The following is a 16,507-nucleotide window of genomic DNA, read 5'->3' as shown; positions in this document are numbered from 1 at the left end:
TCCGACGGCCCTGCTCAGAGCGGTCCGGCGAGCGCCAGCGCCACCGCGGCGCCCACCAGCAGCGGGGGGCCGAAGGGGACGGCGGTGCGCCAGCCGGCCCGCCGGGTGGCCAGCAGCACCAGGCTGCCGGCGGCGCCGGCGAGCAGGCCGAGGAGCACGCCGGTCAGCAGCAGCAGCCCGCCGCCCCACCAGCCCAGCAGCAGGCCGAGCGGGGCGAGCAGCTTGACGTCGCCGAAGCCGAGCCCGGCCGGTGCCAGCAGCCGCAGCACCACACCCACCGCGAACGCCGCGGCGGCCAGGAGCAGGCCGGCCAGCGCGCGCCGGCCGGTGCCCTCCACGAGGGCGTCCACCGCGACCGCGGCGGTCAGCACGGCGAGGGCGGGCAGGGTGACGACGTCGGGCAGCCGGTGCACCGCCAGGTCCACCCCGGCCAGGACCACCGCCGCGGCGGCGAGCCACAGCACCCCGGCGAGCAGCGGCCGGGCCCCGGTCAGCGCGGCGGCGCCGGCCAGCGACGCCCCGGTGAGCAGCGTGGTCAGCGCCACCCGGGTGCGGGCGGGGACCGCCGCGGCGTCCCGCTGCGCCAGCCGCACGGTGGCGCGGGCCAGCCAGGGGCCGAGCGCCAGGCCGAGCAGCGCGGCCGCCAGGGGCAGCACGCCTCAGCGCGGGACGGCGGCGTCCAGCGCCGTGCGCATGGCCTCGATCGGCGCCGGCCGGCCGGTGATCAGCTCGACCTGCACGGTGGCCTGCCAGAACAGCACGTCCAGGCCGTGCACCGGCTGCCCGCCCGCGGCCTCGACCGCCGCGGCCAGCGGGGTGGGCCAGCCGGCGTAGAGCACGTCGAGCACCGTCTGGCCGCGCTGCCAGTGCAGGCCGGCCACGGTGGTCTGGCCGTCGGCGGGCACGGTGCTGACCACGACGGGCGCGGCCACCTCGGGCGTCTCGGCGAAGCTGGCGACCGTGGCGGTGACCTCGAGGGCGTCCAGCACCTCGACCACGCCGGCCGCGCGCGCCGGGTCGCGGACCACGACGTCGACGGTGTGCGCGCCGAGGCTGGCCAGCGCGACGGCTGCGGCGCTCGCCGTCCCCCCGGCGCCGAGGATCGCGGCGTGCCCGACCTGCTCGACCCCGGCGAGCTGCAGGGCCATGCCCACGCCGGTGACGTCGGTGTTCTCCGCCCGCCAGCCGCCGGGCACCCGGACCAGGGTGTTGGCCGCGCCCAGCAGCCGGGGCAGCGGGTCGGACTCGGTGGCGTAGGCGGCCGCGGCCTGCTTGCACGGCATGGTCACCGAGAAGCCGCGCCACTCCTCCGACAGGCCGTCGAGCAGCACCGGCAGCTCGTCGGCGCCGAGGTCGAGGGCCTCGTAGGTCCAGTCGGTGAGCCCGAGCGCTGCGTAGGCGGCCCGGTGCAGGACCGGGGACAGCGAGTGCGTGATCGGGCGGCCGAGGACGGCGGCCCGCTCAGTCACCCGGGTTCTCGCGCAGCCACTGCTGGAAGAGCGCGACGTTGGCCGCGTGCTCCTCGGCGGTGGCGGCGAACCGGGTGTCGCCGGTGTCGGGGTTGACCACGACGAAGTACAGCCAGTCGCCCGGGGTGGGGTTGAGCACCGCCTGCAGCGCCTCCTCGCCGGGGCTGTCGATGGCCCCCGGCGGCAGGCCCGGGTAGCGGTAGGTGTTGTACGGGGAGTCGGTGGCCCGGTCCTCGGCGGTGGTGGTGATGCCGGTCTTGCCGGTGGCGTAGTTGACCGTGGTGTCGAACTGCAGCGGCATCCCGATGGCGATGCGGTTGTCGATCACGGTGGCCACCTTGGCCATGTCCTCGGTGGTGGCGGCCTCGGCCTGCACCAGGCTGGCCTCGGTGAGCACCCGCAGCCGGTCGGCCTCGGGGATGCCCAGCGAGTCGTAGGTCTGCTCGCCGCGGGCGACGATCGCCGACAGCACGTCGACGGCGGTCTGGCCGGGCTCGATGTCGTAGGTCGCCGGGAACAGGTGGCCCTCGAGCATCCCGTTCGCCCAGGCCGGCAGGCCCAGCGCGGCGGGGTCGGCCGCGGCGGCCTGCAGGTCGGCGAGCGGGATCTCGGAGCTGTCGGCGATCCGCTGCAGCGCGGCGTCGACCCGCAGGCCCTCGGGGAGGGTGACGCGGGAGAACAGCCGGGCCGCCGGGTCCAGCAGCCGGTCCAGCGCGGCCTGGCCGCTCATCTGCAGGGCCATCGAGTAGACGCCGGGCTGGATGTTGGCCGCGGCCGGGTTGGCCGAGGCGGCGTCGACGAACGGGCCGGTGGAGGCGATGACGTCGGCGCCCTGCAGGGTGCGGGCGATGGCGGTCAGCGAGTCGCCGCTCTGCACCCGGATGTCGACCTCGCCGCTGCCGGAGCCGCTGTAGTCGGCCGCGACCGGGTTGATCTTCTGGTACAGCCACTGGCCGCCGAAGACGATGCCGACGACGAGGCCGGCGAGCACCAGCAGCGAGAGCAGGATGGTGACGGGGCGCCGCTTGCGGCGCGGGCCACGGGCGCGGCTCCTGTCCCGGCGGCCACGGCGGCCGTGGTGGTCGTCGTCGTCGGCGCCGATGACCTCGAGGCCGCCGGTCTGGTCCCAGACGGGGTGCTCGCCGGTGGCCGGCGGGTGCTCGTCGTGCAGGTCGTCGTGGTGCTCGTCGTGGTCGTGGTGCTCGTCGTGGTGGTGGTCGTCGCCGTGGTGGCCGTGGTGGCCGTGGTGGCCGTGGTCGTCGTGGCCGTACCGGTCCTCGGCGGCCTGGTCGGCGGCGACGGCGTACTGCGCCCGGGTGGCGGGGTGATCGTGGGCGGCGGGCTGCCGGGGGTGCCGGTCGGTGTCGTCGTCGGCGCGGACGGCGGGCCGCTCGCCGGTCGAGCCCAGGACCAGACCGTTCAGCGCCGAGACCGGCGGGCGGGGCACGGGGCCGCGCGCGGGCGGGGCGCCGGGGGCGCTGGGCACCAGCGGGGTGCGCACGGTGGCGTCGTCCTCGGGGACGAACGGGTCGGCGGCCGCGGCGCGGCGGGCCTCCTGCTCCTCGAGTGCCCGGCGGCGGGCGCGGCGGCCGCTGGTCACCGGGCCGGTGGGCTCGTCGCTGATGGCGGCGAACTCACCGGTGTGCCACTCGGCGAGGAACTCGGAGGCGGGGCGGCCCTCGCCGTCGTGGCGGGCGCGTCGGCCGCTGCGGTCGTCGCTCACGCGCTCACGCTCCACCCGTGGGCCGGCGGCGGTCCAGCCAGCTCTGCAGGATCACCCGGGCGGCCTCCTGGTCGATGACCGCGCGCTGCCGGCGGGCGTCGACGCCGCGGGCCCGGAGGGAGCTGGCAGCGGTCACGGTGGAGAGCCTTTCGTCGACGAGACGCACCGGGACGTCCCCGATCCGCGTGGCCAGTGAACCAGCGTATGCGCCCGCATCGGCGGCGGAAGCCCCGGACGCACCCGACAGGTGCCTCGGCTCCCCCACCACCACCTCCACCACCTCGTGTTCCACCACGAGCGCGGCCAACCGGTCGAGGTCGGACCCGTCCTTGGCCCGCCGCAGCGTCTCCAGCGGCGAGGCCAGGAAGCCGGTGGCGTCGGAGAGCGCGACGCCCACCCGCACGGTGCCGACGTCCACCCCCAGCCGGCGGCCGGGGACCCAGTCCCCGGGGCTGCTCACGCGCCCCCGGCCACGGCCTGCTCCACGGCGGCCAGCGCCGCCGGGATGCCGGCGGGGTCGGTGCCGCCGCCCTGCGCGACGTCGGCCTTGCCGCCGCCGCGCCCGCCCACCGGGCCGGCGGCCGCCTTGAGCAGGTCGTTGGCGGACAGCCCGCGCTCCTGCGCGGCCGGGGTCAGCGCCGCGACCAGCGCGACCTTGCCGTCGGCCTCGGAGGCGAGGACGACGGCCGCGGGCGCGGCACCGAGCCGGCCGCGGACGTCGAGGGCCAGCCCGCGCAGGTCGCCGCCGGACAACCCCGACGGCGAGCCGGTGACCAGCTGCACCCCGTTGACCTCGCGCGCCGCGGCGGCCAGGTCGCCGGCCGCGGCCAGGGTCTGCGCACCGCGCAGCTCGGCGAGCTCGCGCTCGGCGTCGCGCTGGCGGGCGAGCATCGCGCCCACCCGCTCGACCAGGCCGTCCTGCGGGGTCTTGAGCAGGTCGGAGAGCTGGCGCACCAGGTCGCGCTCGCGCGCCAGGTACCGGAACCCCTCCAGGCCGACGACGGCCTCGACGCGGCGGGACCCGGAGCCGACCGAGCTCTCGCCGGTGAGCGCGAGCGGGCCGATCTGGGCGCTGCCGCGGACGTGGGTGCCACCGCAGAGCTCGCGGGACCACTCGCCGCCGATCTCCACGACGCGGACCTGCTCGCCGTAGGTCTCGCCGAACAGGGCCAGCGCACCGAACTCACGGGCCTCGGGCAGCGTCATCCACAGCGCGCGCACGGCCTGGTCCTCGCGGACGGCGGCGTTGGCGACGTCCTCGATGTCGCTGCGCTGCTGCGCGGTGAGCGCGCCCTGCCAGGCGAAGTCCAGCCGCAGGTACCCGGGGCGGTTGTACGAGCCGGCCTGCAGGGCCTGCGGACCGAGCACCCGGCGCAGCGCGGCGTGCACCACGTGCGTGCCCGAGTGCGCCTGGCACGCCGAGCGGCGCCACTCCAGGTCGACCTCGGCGGCGAGCTCGGCGCCCTCGCGCAGCTCGCCCTCGAGGACCCGCACCTGGTGGGCGACCAGCCCCTTGACCGGGCGCTGCACGTCGACGACCTCGGCGCGGCCGCCGTCCCAGACCAGGTGGCCGGCGTCGGCGACCTGGCCACCGGACTCGGCGTAGAAGGGGGTGGCGTCCAGCACGACGCGGGTCAGCTCGCCGGGGCCGGCGACCTCGGCGTCGCCGACGACGCCGAGCACCCGGGACTCGGTGCGCAGGGTGTCGTAGGCCCGCCAGTCGGTGGGGCCGTGCTGGGCGAGCAGCTCGGAGAACCGGCTGACGTCGACGCCGCCGCTGCGCTTGGCGCGGGCGTCGGCCCGGGCGCGGTCGCGCTGCTCGGTCATCAGCGCCCGGAACCCGGCCTCGTCGACGGACACGCCCTGCTCGGCGGCCATCTCCAGGGTGAGGTCGATCGGGAAGCCGTAGGTGTCGTGCAGCTGGAACGCCTGCGCTCCGGACAGCTGCGGGGCGCCCGAGGCCTTCAGCTGGCCGACCGCGGTGTCCAGCAGCGCGGTGCCGGCGACGAGGGTGCGGCGGAAGGCCTCCTCCTCGGCGTAGGCGACCGAGGAGATGCGGTCGAAGTCGGTGGCCAGCTCGGGGTAGCTGGGGCTCATCGCGTCCCGGCTGACCGGCAGCAACGCGGGCAGCACCGGGTCCTCGACGCCCAGGAGCCGCATCGAGCGGACGGCGCGGCGCAGCAGGCGGCGCAGGATGTACCCGCGGCCCTCGTTGCCCGGGGTGACGCCGTCCCCGATGATCATCAGCCCGGAGCGGACGTGGTCGGCGACCACGCGGAGCCGGACGTCGGCGTCGTGGTCGGCGCCGTAGGTGATCCCGGCGAGCTCGGCCGCCCGGTGCAGTACGGGGGCGACCTCGTCGGTCTCGTACATGTTGTCGACGCCCTGGAGCAGGAACGCGACCCGCTCCATGCCCATGCCGGTGTCGATGTTCTTCTTCGGCAGCTCGCCGACGACCCGGAAGTCCTCCTTGCTCCGGACGTCGTCGAGCTCGTACTGCATGAAGACGAGGTTCCAGACCTCGATGAACCGGTCGCCGGCCTCGTCGACCAGCGGTCCGCCGTCCGGGCCGTACGCGGGGCCCCGGTCGAAGTAGATCTCCGAGCAGGGGCCGCCGGGACCGGCCGCCCCGGTGTGCCAGTAGTTGTCCTTCTTGCCCAGCCGCTGGATCCGCTCGGCGGGCAGGCCCGCGATCCGGCCCCACGCCTCGGCGGCCTCGTCGTCGTCGAGGTAGACGGTGACCCACAGGCGATCGCGGTCGAAGCCGAGCCCGCCGCCGTCGACCGGGCCGGTGAGCAGCGCCCAGGCGGCCTCGATCGCCCCCTCCTTGAAGTAGTCGCCGAAGGAGAAGTTGCCGTTCATCTGGAAGAACGTGCCGTGCCGGGTGGTCTTGCCCACCTCCTCGATGTCGAGGGTGCGCACGCACTTCTGCACGCTGGTGGCCCGCGGGTAGGGCGCGGGCTCGCGGCCGGTCAGGTAGGGGATGAACGGCACCATGCCGGCCACCGTGAACAGCAGCGACGGGTCGGGCGAGACCAGCGAGGCACTGGGGACGACGGTGTGCCCCCGCTTCTCGAAGTGCTCCAGGAAACGGCGGCGGATCTCGGCGGTCTGCATCTCGACTTCGTCCTCGGGTGGGCGGCGGGCGCCCGGTGGGTGGTGCGGTGCGGGTCAGGAATCGGCGGCGTGCGCGCCGCGGCGGGCCTGCAGGGCGGCCTGGCCGCCGGCGGTGGCCTGGTCGCGGGTGGGCAGCGGGGCGTCCAGGCCGGTGCCCTCGCGCAGCTCCTCCTCGCGGGAGGCCGCGGCGGCCCGGACGTCGGCGCCGAAGTCGGCGATGGCGTCGCCGAGGTCGCGCAGGCCCTCGGCGAGCTGACCGGCGACCGACTGCGGGGTGAGCCGCTCGGCGGCGGCGGACATCTTGCGGACGACGAGCACACCGATGGTGACGCCCATGGCCAGCCAGAACACCCGGCGCATCAGGCGGCCCGCCGCGCGGCCCGGCGCGCGCGGCGCTCGGCCTTCTGGTCGCGCTGGGCGGCGGCCAGGGCCTGCCCCTCGCGCTTCTTGCCGACCGCGCTGCGCACGCCGTAGCTGAAGGCGGCGGCCTTGATCAGCGGGCTGCCGAGGGTGGCGGCGAAGACGCTGGTCAGGGCGGCCACGTTGCTGGAGACGTTGGCGGCGTTGCCGGTGATGTCGTCGACCCGCTCGAGGTTGGCGTTCACGTGGGTGACCGTGGTGGAGGCCTGGCTCAGGATCGGCTGGCTCTGCTCGCGGACCTGGCGGATGGTCAGCGTGGTCTCGTCGAGGGTGCGGCCGAGCTTGAGCAGCGGCACGGCGAGCAGCACCACCAGCAGCACCAGTGCACCGGCGGCGATGAGCCCGGCGATCTCTCCTGCGGACACGTGGTGTCTCCCCTTGCTCGTGGATCCTTCAACGGCGGCCCCGGCTGTCTCCAGGTCGGGGGCCACCCTAGCCGCGGGGTCGGACGGTCCTCGCCGGAGTTCAGCGCCGGCGGCGCACGATCGCCCGGAGCTTGGCCAGCCGCGCCCCGATCGCCGCCTCGGCGCCCCGGCTGGTGGGCCGGTAGTAGTCGCGGCCGACGAGGGCGTCGGGTGGGTACTGCTGGGCCAGCACGCCGTCGGGGTGGTCGTGCGGGTAGGCGTAGGTGGCCCCGTGGCCGAGCTTCTTCGCCCCGGCGTAGTGCGCGTCGCGCAGCCCCGGCGGCACCGGCCCGCCCAGCCCCGCCCGGACGTCGGCGACGGACTCGGAGATGGCCACGGTCAGCGCGTTGGACTTCGGCGCGGTGGCCAGGTGCGCGGTGGCCTGGGCGAGGGCGAAGTGGCCCTCGGGCATGCCGATGAAGGCCACCGCCTCGGCCGCGGCGACGGCCACCGGCAGCGCGGTGGGGTCGGCCAGGCCGATGTCCTCGCTGGCGCTGATGACCAGCCGGCGGGCGATGAAGCGCGGGTCCTCGCCGGCCTCGACCATCCGGGCCAGGTAGTGCATGGCGGCGTCGACGTCGGAGCCGCGGATGCTCTTGATCAGCGCACTGGCGATGTCGTAGTGCTGGTCGCCGGCCCGGTCGTAGCGCACCGCGGCCTGCGCGACGGCGGTCTCCAGGGTGGCGAGGTCGAGGGTCGAGGTGCCCGCGGCGGCGGCCGCCCCGGCGCCGGACTCCAGGGCGGTGAGCGCCTTGCGGGCGTCGCCGCCGGCCACCCGCACCAGGTGCTCCTCGGCCTCCTCGGTCAGGGTGACCGCACCGGCCAGCCCGCGCTCGGAGGCGATCGCCCGGTGCAGCACGGCGCGCACGTCGTGGTCCGAGAGCGACTGCAGGGCGAGCACCAGCGAGCGGGACAGCAGCGGTGAGACCACGGAGAAGAACGGGTTCTCGGTGGTGGCCGCGATCAGGCTGACCACCCGGTCCTCGACCGCGGACAGCAGGGAGTCCTGCTGGGTCTTGGAGAACCGGTGCACCTCGTCGATGAACAGCACGGTGCGCCGGTTGCCGTGCACCAGCTCGTTCTTCGCCCCCGCGATGACCGCGCGCACCTCCTTGACGCCTGCGTCCAGCGCCGAGAGCTGCACGAACCGGCGCTTGGTGGCCAGCGAGATGACGTGCGCGAGGGTGGTCTTGCCGGTGCCGGGCGGGCCGTAGAGCACCAGGGACATCGGTTCGTCGGCCTCGACCAGGCGCCGCAGCGGGGCCCGCGGGCCGAGCAGGTGCTGCTGGCCGACCACCTCGTCGAGGGCGCGCGGGCGCATGCGCACGGCGAGGGGGGCACCGGGGTCGGCACCGGGGTCCGCCGACGGCTCCGGGTCGAACAGGGTGCTCACGCGTACGACGCTACCGCCGGGGGCAGACAACCCCGGCCCGTCCCGCATCGACGAGAGGACCCCTCCCGTGCAGCACCGCACCATCGGCAACGACACCGTCGGCCGGGTGACCGTGTCGGCCATCGGCCTGGGCGCGATGCCCCTGTCCGTGGGCGACCGGCCTTGCCCCGAGGACGCCGAGAGGACCGTGCACGCCGCGCTGGACGCCGGCGTGACGCTGGTGGACACCGCCGACGCCTACTGCCTCGACGAGTCCGAGGTGGGCCACAACGAGCGCACCGTCGCCGCGGCGATCCGGTCGTGGGGCGGGTCGGCCGACGTCCTGGTCGCCACCAAGGGCGGGCACACGCGGGAGGGCACCGAGTGGGGCCTGGACGGGTCGCCCGCGTACCTCCGCCGGGCCTGCGAGGCGTCGCTGCGGGCGCTGGGCACCGACGCGATCGGGCTCTACCAGTTCCACCGCCCGGACCCGGGGACGCCGTGGGAGGAGTCGATGGGCGGCATGAAGGAGCTGTACGACGCCGGCAAGGTGCGGATGGTCGGCATCTCCAACGCCGACGTCGAGCAGATCGACGCCGCCCGGGCCATCCTCGGGGACGCGCTGGTCAGCGTGCAGAACCAGTTCTCCCCCGGCTACCGCTCCTCGGCCGGGGAGCTGGCGCACTGCGCAGCCACCGGGCTGGCCTGGCTGCCGTGGAGCCCGTTCGGCGGCATGTCCGGTGCGGGCTCGCTGGCCTCGACCGCGGCCGAGTTCGCCGCGGTGGCCGAGGAACTCGGCGTCTCGGTCTACCAGGTGACGCTGGCCTGGCACCTGGCCCAGGCCGACGTGGTGATCCCGATCCCGGGCGCCAGCAAGCCGAGGTCCATCCAGGACTCAGCGGCCGCCACCCACGTCCAGCTGACGGACGAGCAGCTCGCCCGCCTGAACACCACCGCCTGACCCCTCCTCCCCCACCCCTGCCCCACCCCCCGCGCGGTTGATCATCGTCATCGGCAGGTGGGACACGCCGATCACCGGCGTGTCCCACCTGCACCGCACGATGATCAACAGCGGTGGGAGCCCGTAGCAGAGGGGCGCGCGACCGGCCGGCCGACGTCCACATCGGCCGGCCCCGTCCACAGATGGGGCGGACGGCGGCCGGGCACCCGCTCCCGGCGCCACGGTCGACGTGTGCAGACACCCCACGTCGTCACCGCCGCGCAGGCCACTGGGCTGGGCGCCGGACGCGGCCGTCGCCAGGGCGCCGACTGGCTGCACCTGGCGCACGACCGCTGGGTGCAGCTGCCCGACGCGGTCGACGGGCGCGGCCGCCTCGCCCTGCTCGCGCAGGGCCTGCCGCCGGACGCGGCGTTCAGCCACCTCGCCGCCGCCCACCTGCTCGGGGCGCACGTCGACCTGCCGGCCCGACCGGCCATCGCGCTCACCCCGCGCCGGGTGCTGCCGCAGCGCGCCGAGGTGGTCACCCGCATCCGCGCGCTGGCCGAGGACGACGTCGTTGTCCGCGACGGTCTCCGGGTGACCAGCGGTCCGCAGACGTTCCTGGACTGCGCCGCCGCCCTGTCCGCCGACGAGCTCTGCGCGGTCGGCGACGCCCTGCTCCGGGCGGGCACCCTGGACCCGGCCGAGCTGACCGCACGACTGGCCCGCGCGGACCGCACCCGGGGCGTCGTCCGGGCCCGCGCGGTCGCTCCGCACCTGGACGGCCGGGCGATGTCCCGCCCCGAGAGCCAGATGCGGTGGTGGTTGATCGACAGCGACCTGCCGCCGGTGGAGCTGCAGGTACCAGTCCGCGACGCGCGGGGCGACGTCGTCGCGCACGGGGACCTGGGCTGGGAGACGTGGAAGCTGCTGGGCGAGTACGAAGGCCGCCAGCACGCCGAGGCCGACCGCTTCGACTCCGACATCGACCGCTACTCGCTGATGGCCGCGGGCGGCTGGCTGGTGCTCCGGTTCGCCAACCGCCACCGCAACCGGTGGACGGTGGTCGACCGCTGCCGCCGCGCACTCACCAGCCGCGGCTGGCAGCCGCCGCCCCGCCCGCGTTGATCATCGTCATCCGCACGTCGGACACGCCGGCTGCCGGCGTGTCCGAGCTGCGGACGACGATGATCAACTGGAGGAGGTCACGTCAGGCGAGGACGGCGTCCAGGGCGGCCAGCACCGTGGCGACGGTGTCGGGCCTCGCGTTGTGGCCCATCATCCCGATCCGCCAGACGGTCGCGGCGAACTCGCCCACGCCGCCGCCGATCTCGATGGAGTACTCCTCCAGCAGCCGCTTGCGCACCGCGGCGGAGTCCACGCCCTCGGGCACCCACACGGTGGTGAGCTCGGGCAGCCGGTGGCCCTCGGCGGCGAACAGCCGCATGCCGCGCTCTGCCAGACCGGCCTGCAGGGCACCGCCGGCGGCGGCGTGCCGGGCGTGCACGGCGGGCAGGCCCTCCTCCAGGACCCGCCCCAGGCCAGCGTGCAGCGAGACGACCATGCCGGTGGGCGCGGTGTGGTGGTAGGTGCGGCCTCCGGAGCCCGCGGCCTCGCCGGCGTAGCCGCCCAGCATGCCGAGGTCGAGGTACCACGACTGCGGCTTCTCGATCCGGCGCTCCCACGCCCGGTCGGAGATGGTGAACGGGGCCAGGCCGGGGGCGACGCCGAGGCACTTCTGCGACCCGGAGTAGGCGATGTCCACGCCCCAGGCGTCCAACTCGACCGGGATGCCGCCCAGGGAGGTCACGCAGTCGGCGATCAGCAGCGCGTCACCCTTGCCGGCACCGAGCGCGGCCATGTCGGACTCCACGCCGGTGGAGGTCTCGGCGTGCACGGCGGCGATGACCTTGGGCGAGGGGTGCGCGGACAGCACGCGGTCGGCGTCGACCGGCTGGCCCCACTCGTGCTCGACGGCGACGACCTCCGCGCCGGTGCGCGAGGCGACGTCGACCATCCGCTGGCCGAACAGGCCGTTGACCGCGACCACGGCGACGTCGCCGGGCCCCAGCGTGTTGACGAAGGCGGCCTCCATGCCGGCCGACCCGGTCGCCGACAGCGGCAGGGTGCGCCGGTTGCCGGTCCCGAAGACGGTGCGCAGCCGGTCGGAGGTCTCGTCGAGGACCTGCAGGAACAGCGGGTCGAGGTGCCCCAGCAGCGGCTGCCCGAGGGCGACCGTCGCCTCCGGGTAGGGGTTGCAGGGGCCGGGTCCGAGCAGGGTGCGGGCGCGCAGCATGTGCCGCAGGTTACCCACGGCCGCTGCGCGCCCCGACCCCCGTCAGGCCTCGGGCTGCACCGGCTCCGCGTCGATGCCGGCCTCCTTGCGCTGGGCTGCGCTGATCGGCGTGGGGGCGCCGGTCAGCGGGTCGTAGCCGGCGCCGGTCTTCGGGAAGGCGATGACCTCGCGGATGGAGTCGACCCCGGCCAGCAGCGCGACCAGGCGGTCCCAGCCCAGCGCGGCGCCGGCGTGCGGCGGCGGGCCGTAGGCGAAGGCCTCCAGGAAGAACCCGAACCGGTCGCGGGCCTCCTCGGTGGACATGCCGAGGGTCTCGAAGACCCGCTCCTGCAGGCCGGCGTCGTGGATGCGGACCGACCCGGACATGCACTCGTTGCCGTTGATGACCAGGTCGTAGGCGTCGGAGAGCGCCGCCCCCTTGTCCTCGGCGAAGCGCTCCCGCCACTCGGGGGTGGGCGAGGTGAAGGGGTGGTGCATGAAGGTCCAGCCGCCGTCCTCGGTCTCCTCGAACATCGGGAAGTCCACGACGAACAGGAACGCCCACGAGCCCTCGGGGACCAGCTCGAGGCGCTTGGCGATCTCGTTGCGGGCCGCGCCCAGCAGCTCCTGGGCCGACCGGCGCGGGCCGGCGGCGAAGAAGATGCAGTCACCGGGCTGCGCCCCGACCGCGGCGACCAGGCCCTCGCGCTCGGCGTCGGAGATGTTCTTGGTGACCGGGCCGCCGAGCGTGCCGTCCTCGGCGACGGTGACGTAGGCCAGGCCCTTGGCGCCGCGCGAGCGGGCCCAGTCCTGCCAGGCGTCGAAGGTGCGCCGGGGCTGCGACCCGCCGCCGGGCATGACCACCGCACCGACGTAGGGCGACTGGAACACCCGGAACGGGGTGTCGGCGAAGTACTCGGTCAGCTCGACGAGCTCGACGCCGAAGCGGGTGTCGGGCTTGTCGGAGCCGAACCGGTCCATCGCCTCGCGGTAGGTCATCCGCGGGATCTCGCCGACCTCGTGGTCGGCCAGCTCGCGCCACAGCGCGGTGACCACGGCGGAGGCGACGTCGAGGACGTCGTCCCGGTCGACGAAGCTCATCTCGAAGTCCAGCTGGGTGAACTCCGGCTGCCGGTCGGCGCGGAAGTCCTCGTCCCGGAAGCAGCGGGCGATCTGGTAGTACCGCTCGAGCCCGCCGATCATCAGCAGCTGCTTGAACAGCTGCGGCGACTGCGGCAGGGCGTACCAGGAGCCGGGCTGCAGCCGGACGGGGACGACGAAGTCGCGCGCGCCCTCGGGGGTGGAGCGGGTCAGCGAGGGCGTCTCGACCTCGGTGAAGCCCAGGTCGGCCATGACGCCGCGGGCCACCCGGTTGACCTCGCTGCGCAGCTTCATGACCTTCGCCGGGCCCTGCCGGCGCAGGTCGAGGTAGCGGTGGGCGTAGCGGACGTCGTCCCCGGCGGCCTGCGCGGTCTCGATCGGGAAGGGCAGCGGGGCCGAGGCCGAGAGCACCTGCAGCGTCGAGGCGACCACCTCGATCTCGCCCGAGGGCAGCTCCGGGTTCTCGTTGCCCTCGGGCCGGCGCTGCACCTCCCCGGTCACCAGCACGCAGAACTCGTTGCGCAGCGCGTGCGCCTCCTCCTCGCGGACGACGACCTGGGCGTAGCCCGAGCCGTCGCGGACGTCGAGGAAGACCACGCCGCCGTGGTCGCGCCGGCGGGCGATCCAGCCGGCGAGGGTGACGGTGGTGCCGGCGTCGGACGCCCGCAGGGTGCCGGCGTCGTGGGTGCGCAACAAGGGAGTGCCTTTCGGGGGGTTCGGTTTACCAGCGGGAGTGCACGTGGGTGCGGATGCGCTCGTCGTAGAGGCGCTCGAGGTCGGCCAGCTCGGCGTCGGTGAGCGGCGGCAGCTCGGCGGCCGCCGCGTTGGACTCCGCCTGCCGGACGCTGCTGGCGCCGGGGATGACCGAGGTGACGCCCGGCTGCTGGATGATCCAGCGCAGCGCGACCTGGGCGGGGGTGCGGTCGCCGCAGAGCTCGACGAACTCGCGGGCCGCGGCCACGCCGACCTCGTAGGGCACGCCGGCGAAGGTCTCGCCGACGTCGAAGGCCTCGCCGTTGCGGTTGAACTGCCGGTGGTCGTCGGCGCCGAAGGTGGTGTCCTCGGTGAACCGGCCGGTGAGCAGGCCCGAGGCCAGCGGCACCCGGGCCAGGATGCCGACCTGCGCGGCCGCGGCGGCGGGCAGCAGCTCCTCCAGCGGCTTGCGGCGGAACACGTTGAGGATGACCTGGATGGACTGCACGCCCTCGTGCTCCAGCGCGGTCAGGCCCTCGGCCACGGTCTCCACCGAGACGCCGTAGGCCGCGATCGAGCCGTCGGCGACGAACCCGTCGAGGGTGTCGTAGACCCGCTGGTCGGAGTAGACGGCCGGCGGCGGGCAGTGCAGCTGCACCAGGTCCAGGGTGTCGACGGCCAGGTTGCGGCGGGACCGGTCGACCCAGGCCCGCAGGTTCTCCGGCGTGTAGGTCTCGGCGACGAAGGGGTCGGCCCGCCGTCCGGCCTTGGTGGCCACGAACGGCCGCTGCCCGCCGCGGTCGGCCAGGGCGGCGGCGATGCGCTGCTCGGAGCGGCCGTCGCCGTAGACGTCGGCGGTGTCGAGCAGGGTGACCCCGGCGTCCAGGGCGGTGTCGAGGACCTGCCGGGCGGTGGCGTCGTCGACGTCACCCCAGTCGGCGCCGAGCTGCCAGGTGCCGAGGCCGACGACGGAGACGGAGGCGCCGGTGCGGCCGAGGGAGCGGGATTCCATGCTCACACGCTCGCACGCAGCGACTCGGCCAGCTCACCGAGGGGGACGGCGACCTGCTCGCCGGTGGCCATCGTCTTCACCTGGGCGACGCCCTCGGCCAGGTCGCGGTCCCCCACCACGACCACGCGCGCGGCGCCGGAGCGGTCGGCGGCCTTCATGGCGCCCTTGAGCCCCCGGCCGCCGTAGACGGTGTCCGCGGCGACGCCGGCGGCGCGCAGCTGCCCCACCAGCCGGACGGCGAACCGCTTGGCCTCCTCGCCCAGGTGGACGACGAACACCTCGGTGCCGCCGGTGACCGGGATGTCCAGGCCCTCGGCCTGCGCGGCGAGGATCGTGCGGTCGACCCCGACGGCGTAGCCGATGCCGGACAGGTCGGGGCCGCCGAGCGCGGCCGACAGACCGTCGTAGCGCCCGCCGCCGCCGATGCTGGCCTGCGCGCCGAGGCCGCGGTGCACGAACTCGAAGGTGGTCTTCGTGTAGTAGTCCAGCCCGCGGACCAGCCGGGGCGCCTCCACCCAGGTGACCCCGAGGTCGGACAGGTGCTGCCGGACGGCGTCGTAGTGCGCCTTCGTGGTGTCGGAGAGGTGGTCGACCATCAGCGGGGCGTCGGCGAGCTGGGCCTGCACCTCGGGCCGCTTGTCGTCGAGCACCCGCAGCGGGTTGATCGCGGCCCGCTGCCGGGTGTCCTCGTCGAGGTCGAGGCCGGCGAGGAACGCCACCAGCAGGTCGCGGTACTGCGGCCGGCAGGTGGCGTCGCCCAGCGAGGTCAGCTGCAGGTCGTAGTCGGTGAGCCCGAGCCCGCGGAAGCCAGCGTCGGCCAGGGCGACCAGCTCGGCGTCCAGGGCGGGGTCGTCGACGCCGAGGGCCTCGACGCTGACCTGGGTGAAGTGCCGGTAGCGGCCGGCCTGGGGCCGCTCGTAGCGGAACGCCGACCCGACGGTCCAGAGCTTCGCGGGCAGTGCACCGGCGTAGAGCCGGTGCTCGATGAAGGCCCGCATGACGCCGGCGGTGAACTCCGGCCGCAGGGTCAGCGACCGGCCGCCGCGGTCGGCGAAGGTGTACATCTCCTTCGACACGACGTCGGTGGACTCGCCCACGCCCCGGGAGAAGACCGCGGTCTCCTCGAACACGGGGGTCTCGACGTAGCCGTAGCCGGCGGTCAGCAGCGGGGCGACCAGGGCGTCGCGGGCGGCGAGGTAGGCCGCGGAGTCCGGGGGCAGCCGGTCGAAGGTGCCCTTGGGGGCGCGCTGGATGTCGCTCACAGCCCGCGTCCCTTCGGTGCGGCGGCGGCCTCGGCCAGGTAGGGGTTGCTGGCGCGCTCCCGCCCGACGGTGGTGGCCGGGCCGTGGCCGGGCAGGACGACGGTGGCGTCGTCCAGCGGCAGGACGACGTCGCGCAGCGAGCCGAGCATCGCCTCCCAGGACCCGCCGGGCAGGTCGACCCGGCCGACCGACCCGGCGAACAGCACGTCGCCGGCCAGCAGGCCCGGGGCCATGTCGTGCTCGGGGCCGAGGTCGAGGGAGAACATGACCGACCCCTGGGTGTGGCCGGGGGCGTGCCGCACGGTGAGGTCGACGCCGGCCAGCGAGAGGGTGGCGCCGTCGTCCAGGGTCAGCACGTCGGCCGGGTCGGGCAGCGCGACGCCGGTGATCAGCGGGGCGAGCTGCGGGCCGTGCCAGCGGACCGGGTCCGAGAGCATCCCGGAGTCGGCCGGGTGCAGGTAGGCGGGGATGTCGTAGCCGTCGCAGACCGGCAGCACGGAGAAGGTGTGGTCCAGGTGCCCGTGGGTGAGGACGACGGCGACGGGCTTGAGGCCGTCGTCGGCGAGCATCCGCGCGAGGGGCTCGACGGCGTCCATGCCGGGGTCGACGACGACGCACTCGGCGCGCGGACCGGTGGCCACCGCGTAGCAGTTGGTGCCGAACGCGCCGGCGGGGAACGAGCGGATGAGCACCCGAGCAGGGTACGTGGCACCGCCGAC

15 protein-coding genes are annotated in these 16,507 nt (G+C 75.2%); 2 read left to right on the top strand and 13 right to left on the bottom strand.

The features are described from left to right. Positions 1-14: 14 nt before the first annotated feature. The 8 genes from BM158_RS18435 to BM158_RS18400 all read right to left on the bottom strand — a co-directional run bounded on the left by BM158_RS18435 (position 15) and on the right by BM158_RS18400 (position 8,526). Positions 15-656, bottom strand: coding sequence for a prepilin peptidase (locus tag BM158_RS18435; protein ID WP_091562833.1), 642 nt, complete (start codon positions 654-656; stop codon positions 15-17). A 3-nt stretch (positions 657-659) separates the two neighbouring features. Beyond that, the gene (locus BM158_RS18430; RefSeq protein ID WP_091562831.1) at positions 660-1,469 is read right to left on the bottom strand and encodes a shikimate dehydrogenase; all 810 of its coding nucleotides are present in this window, start codon (positions 1,467-1,469) and stop codon (positions 660-662) included. Beyond that, entirely contained in the window at positions 1,462-3,192 is a 1,731-nt protein-coding gene (gene mltG, locus BM158_RS18425) for an endolytic transglycosylase MltG (protein WP_229827771.1), read from the bottom strand. The genes BM158_RS18430 and mltG overlap by 8 nt, the downstream gene beginning before the upstream one ends. A gap of 4 nt (positions 3,193-3,196) precedes the next feature. After that, positions 3,197-3,652 (bottom strand): Holliday junction resolvase RuvX, encoded by a 456-nt coding sequence (gene ruvX / locus BM158_RS18420; protein ID WP_091562829.1) that lies wholly within the window; start codon positions 3,650-3,652, stop codon positions 3,197-3,199. Then, positions 3,649-6,309 (bottom strand): alanine--tRNA ligase, encoded by a 2,661-nt coding sequence (gene alaS / locus BM158_RS18415; RefSeq protein WP_091562824.1) that lies wholly within the window; start codon positions 6,307-6,309, stop codon positions 3,649-3,651. The genes ruvX and alaS overlap by 4 nt, the downstream gene beginning before the upstream one ends. A gap of 54 nt (positions 6,310-6,363) precedes the next feature. Continuing rightward, positions 6,364-6,669: a hypothetical protein gene (locus BM158_RS18410; RefSeq protein ID WP_091562820.1), complete on the bottom strand. Its 306-nt coding sequence runs from the start codon at positions 6,667-6,669 to the stop codon at positions 6,364-6,366. Beyond that, positions 6,669-7,094: a DUF948 domain-containing protein gene (locus tag BM158_RS18405; RefSeq protein ID WP_091064577.1), complete on the bottom strand. Its 426-nt coding sequence runs from the start codon at positions 7,092-7,094 to the stop codon at positions 6,669-6,671. The genes BM158_RS18410 and BM158_RS18405 overlap by 1 nt, the downstream gene beginning before the upstream one ends. Positions 7,095-7,194: 100 nt before the next feature. Next, positions 7,195-8,526 (bottom strand): replication-associated recombination protein A, encoded by a 1,332-nt coding sequence (locus BM158_RS18400; protein WP_229827772.1) that lies wholly within the window; start codon positions 8,524-8,526, stop codon positions 7,195-7,197. Between the two features lie 67 nt (positions 8,527-8,593). Between BM158_RS18400 and BM158_RS18395 the strand changes: the two genes are divergently transcribed. Further along, the gene (locus tag BM158_RS18395; protein WP_165629011.1) at positions 8,594-9,466 is read left to right on the top strand and encodes an aldo/keto reductase; all 873 of its coding nucleotides are present in this window, start codon (positions 8,594-8,596) and stop codon (positions 9,464-9,466) included. A gap of 231 nt (positions 9,467-9,697) precedes the next feature. Then, positions 9,698-10,573, top strand: a complete 876-nt coding sequence (locus BM158_RS18390) for a DUF559 domain-containing protein (RefSeq protein WP_229827773.1) — start codon at positions 9,698-9,700, stop codon at positions 10,571-10,573. Positions 10,574-10,655: 82 nt separating this feature from the next. On the opposite strand, the gene BM158_RS18385 is transcribed toward BM158_RS18390, so the two are convergent. The 5 genes from BM158_RS18385 to BM158_RS18365 are packed head-to-tail and all read right to left on the bottom strand — an operon-like array spanning position 10,656 to position 16,480. Further along, on the bottom strand, positions 10,656-11,741 hold the full coding sequence (locus BM158_RS18385; protein WP_091562812.1) for a pyridoxal-phosphate-dependent aminotransferase family protein: 1,086 nt from the start codon (positions 11,739-11,741) through the stop codon (positions 10,656-10,658). 42 nt (positions 11,742-11,783) lie between these two features. Continuing rightward, positions 11,784-13,514, bottom strand: coding sequence for an aspartate--tRNA ligase (gene aspS, locus BM158_RS18380; protein ID WP_229827774.1), 1,731 nt, complete (start codon positions 13,512-13,514; stop codon positions 11,784-11,786). A gap of 28 nt (positions 13,515-13,542) precedes the next feature. After that, the gene (locus tag BM158_RS18375) at positions 13,543-14,526 is read right to left on the bottom strand and encodes an aldo/keto reductase (RefSeq protein WP_091562805.1); all 984 of its coding nucleotides are present in this window, start codon (positions 14,524-14,526) and stop codon (positions 13,543-13,545) included. Between the two features lie 2 nt (positions 14,527-14,528). Then, entirely contained in the window at positions 14,529-15,788 is a 1,260-nt protein-coding gene (gene hisS, locus BM158_RS18370; protein ID WP_091562802.1) for a histidine--tRNA ligase, read from the bottom strand. Then, positions 15,785-16,480, bottom strand: coding sequence for an MBL fold metallo-hydrolase (locus BM158_RS18365; protein ID WP_091562800.1), 696 nt, complete (start codon positions 16,478-16,480; stop codon positions 15,785-15,787). Before BM158_RS18365 ends, hisS begins: the two co-directional genes overlap by 4 nt. Positions 16,481-16,507 lie beyond the last annotated feature (27 nt).

The sequence above is a fragment of the Klenkia taihuensis genome, assembly GCF_900112525.1.
In the GTDB taxonomy this organism is placed as follows: Bacteria; Actinomycetota; Actinomycetes; order Mycobacteriales; family Geodermatophilaceae; genus Klenkia; species Klenkia taihuensis.
The sequence above is the reverse complement of the archived record's forward strand: the minus strand, read 5'-3'. Positions and strand labels throughout refer to the sequence as shown.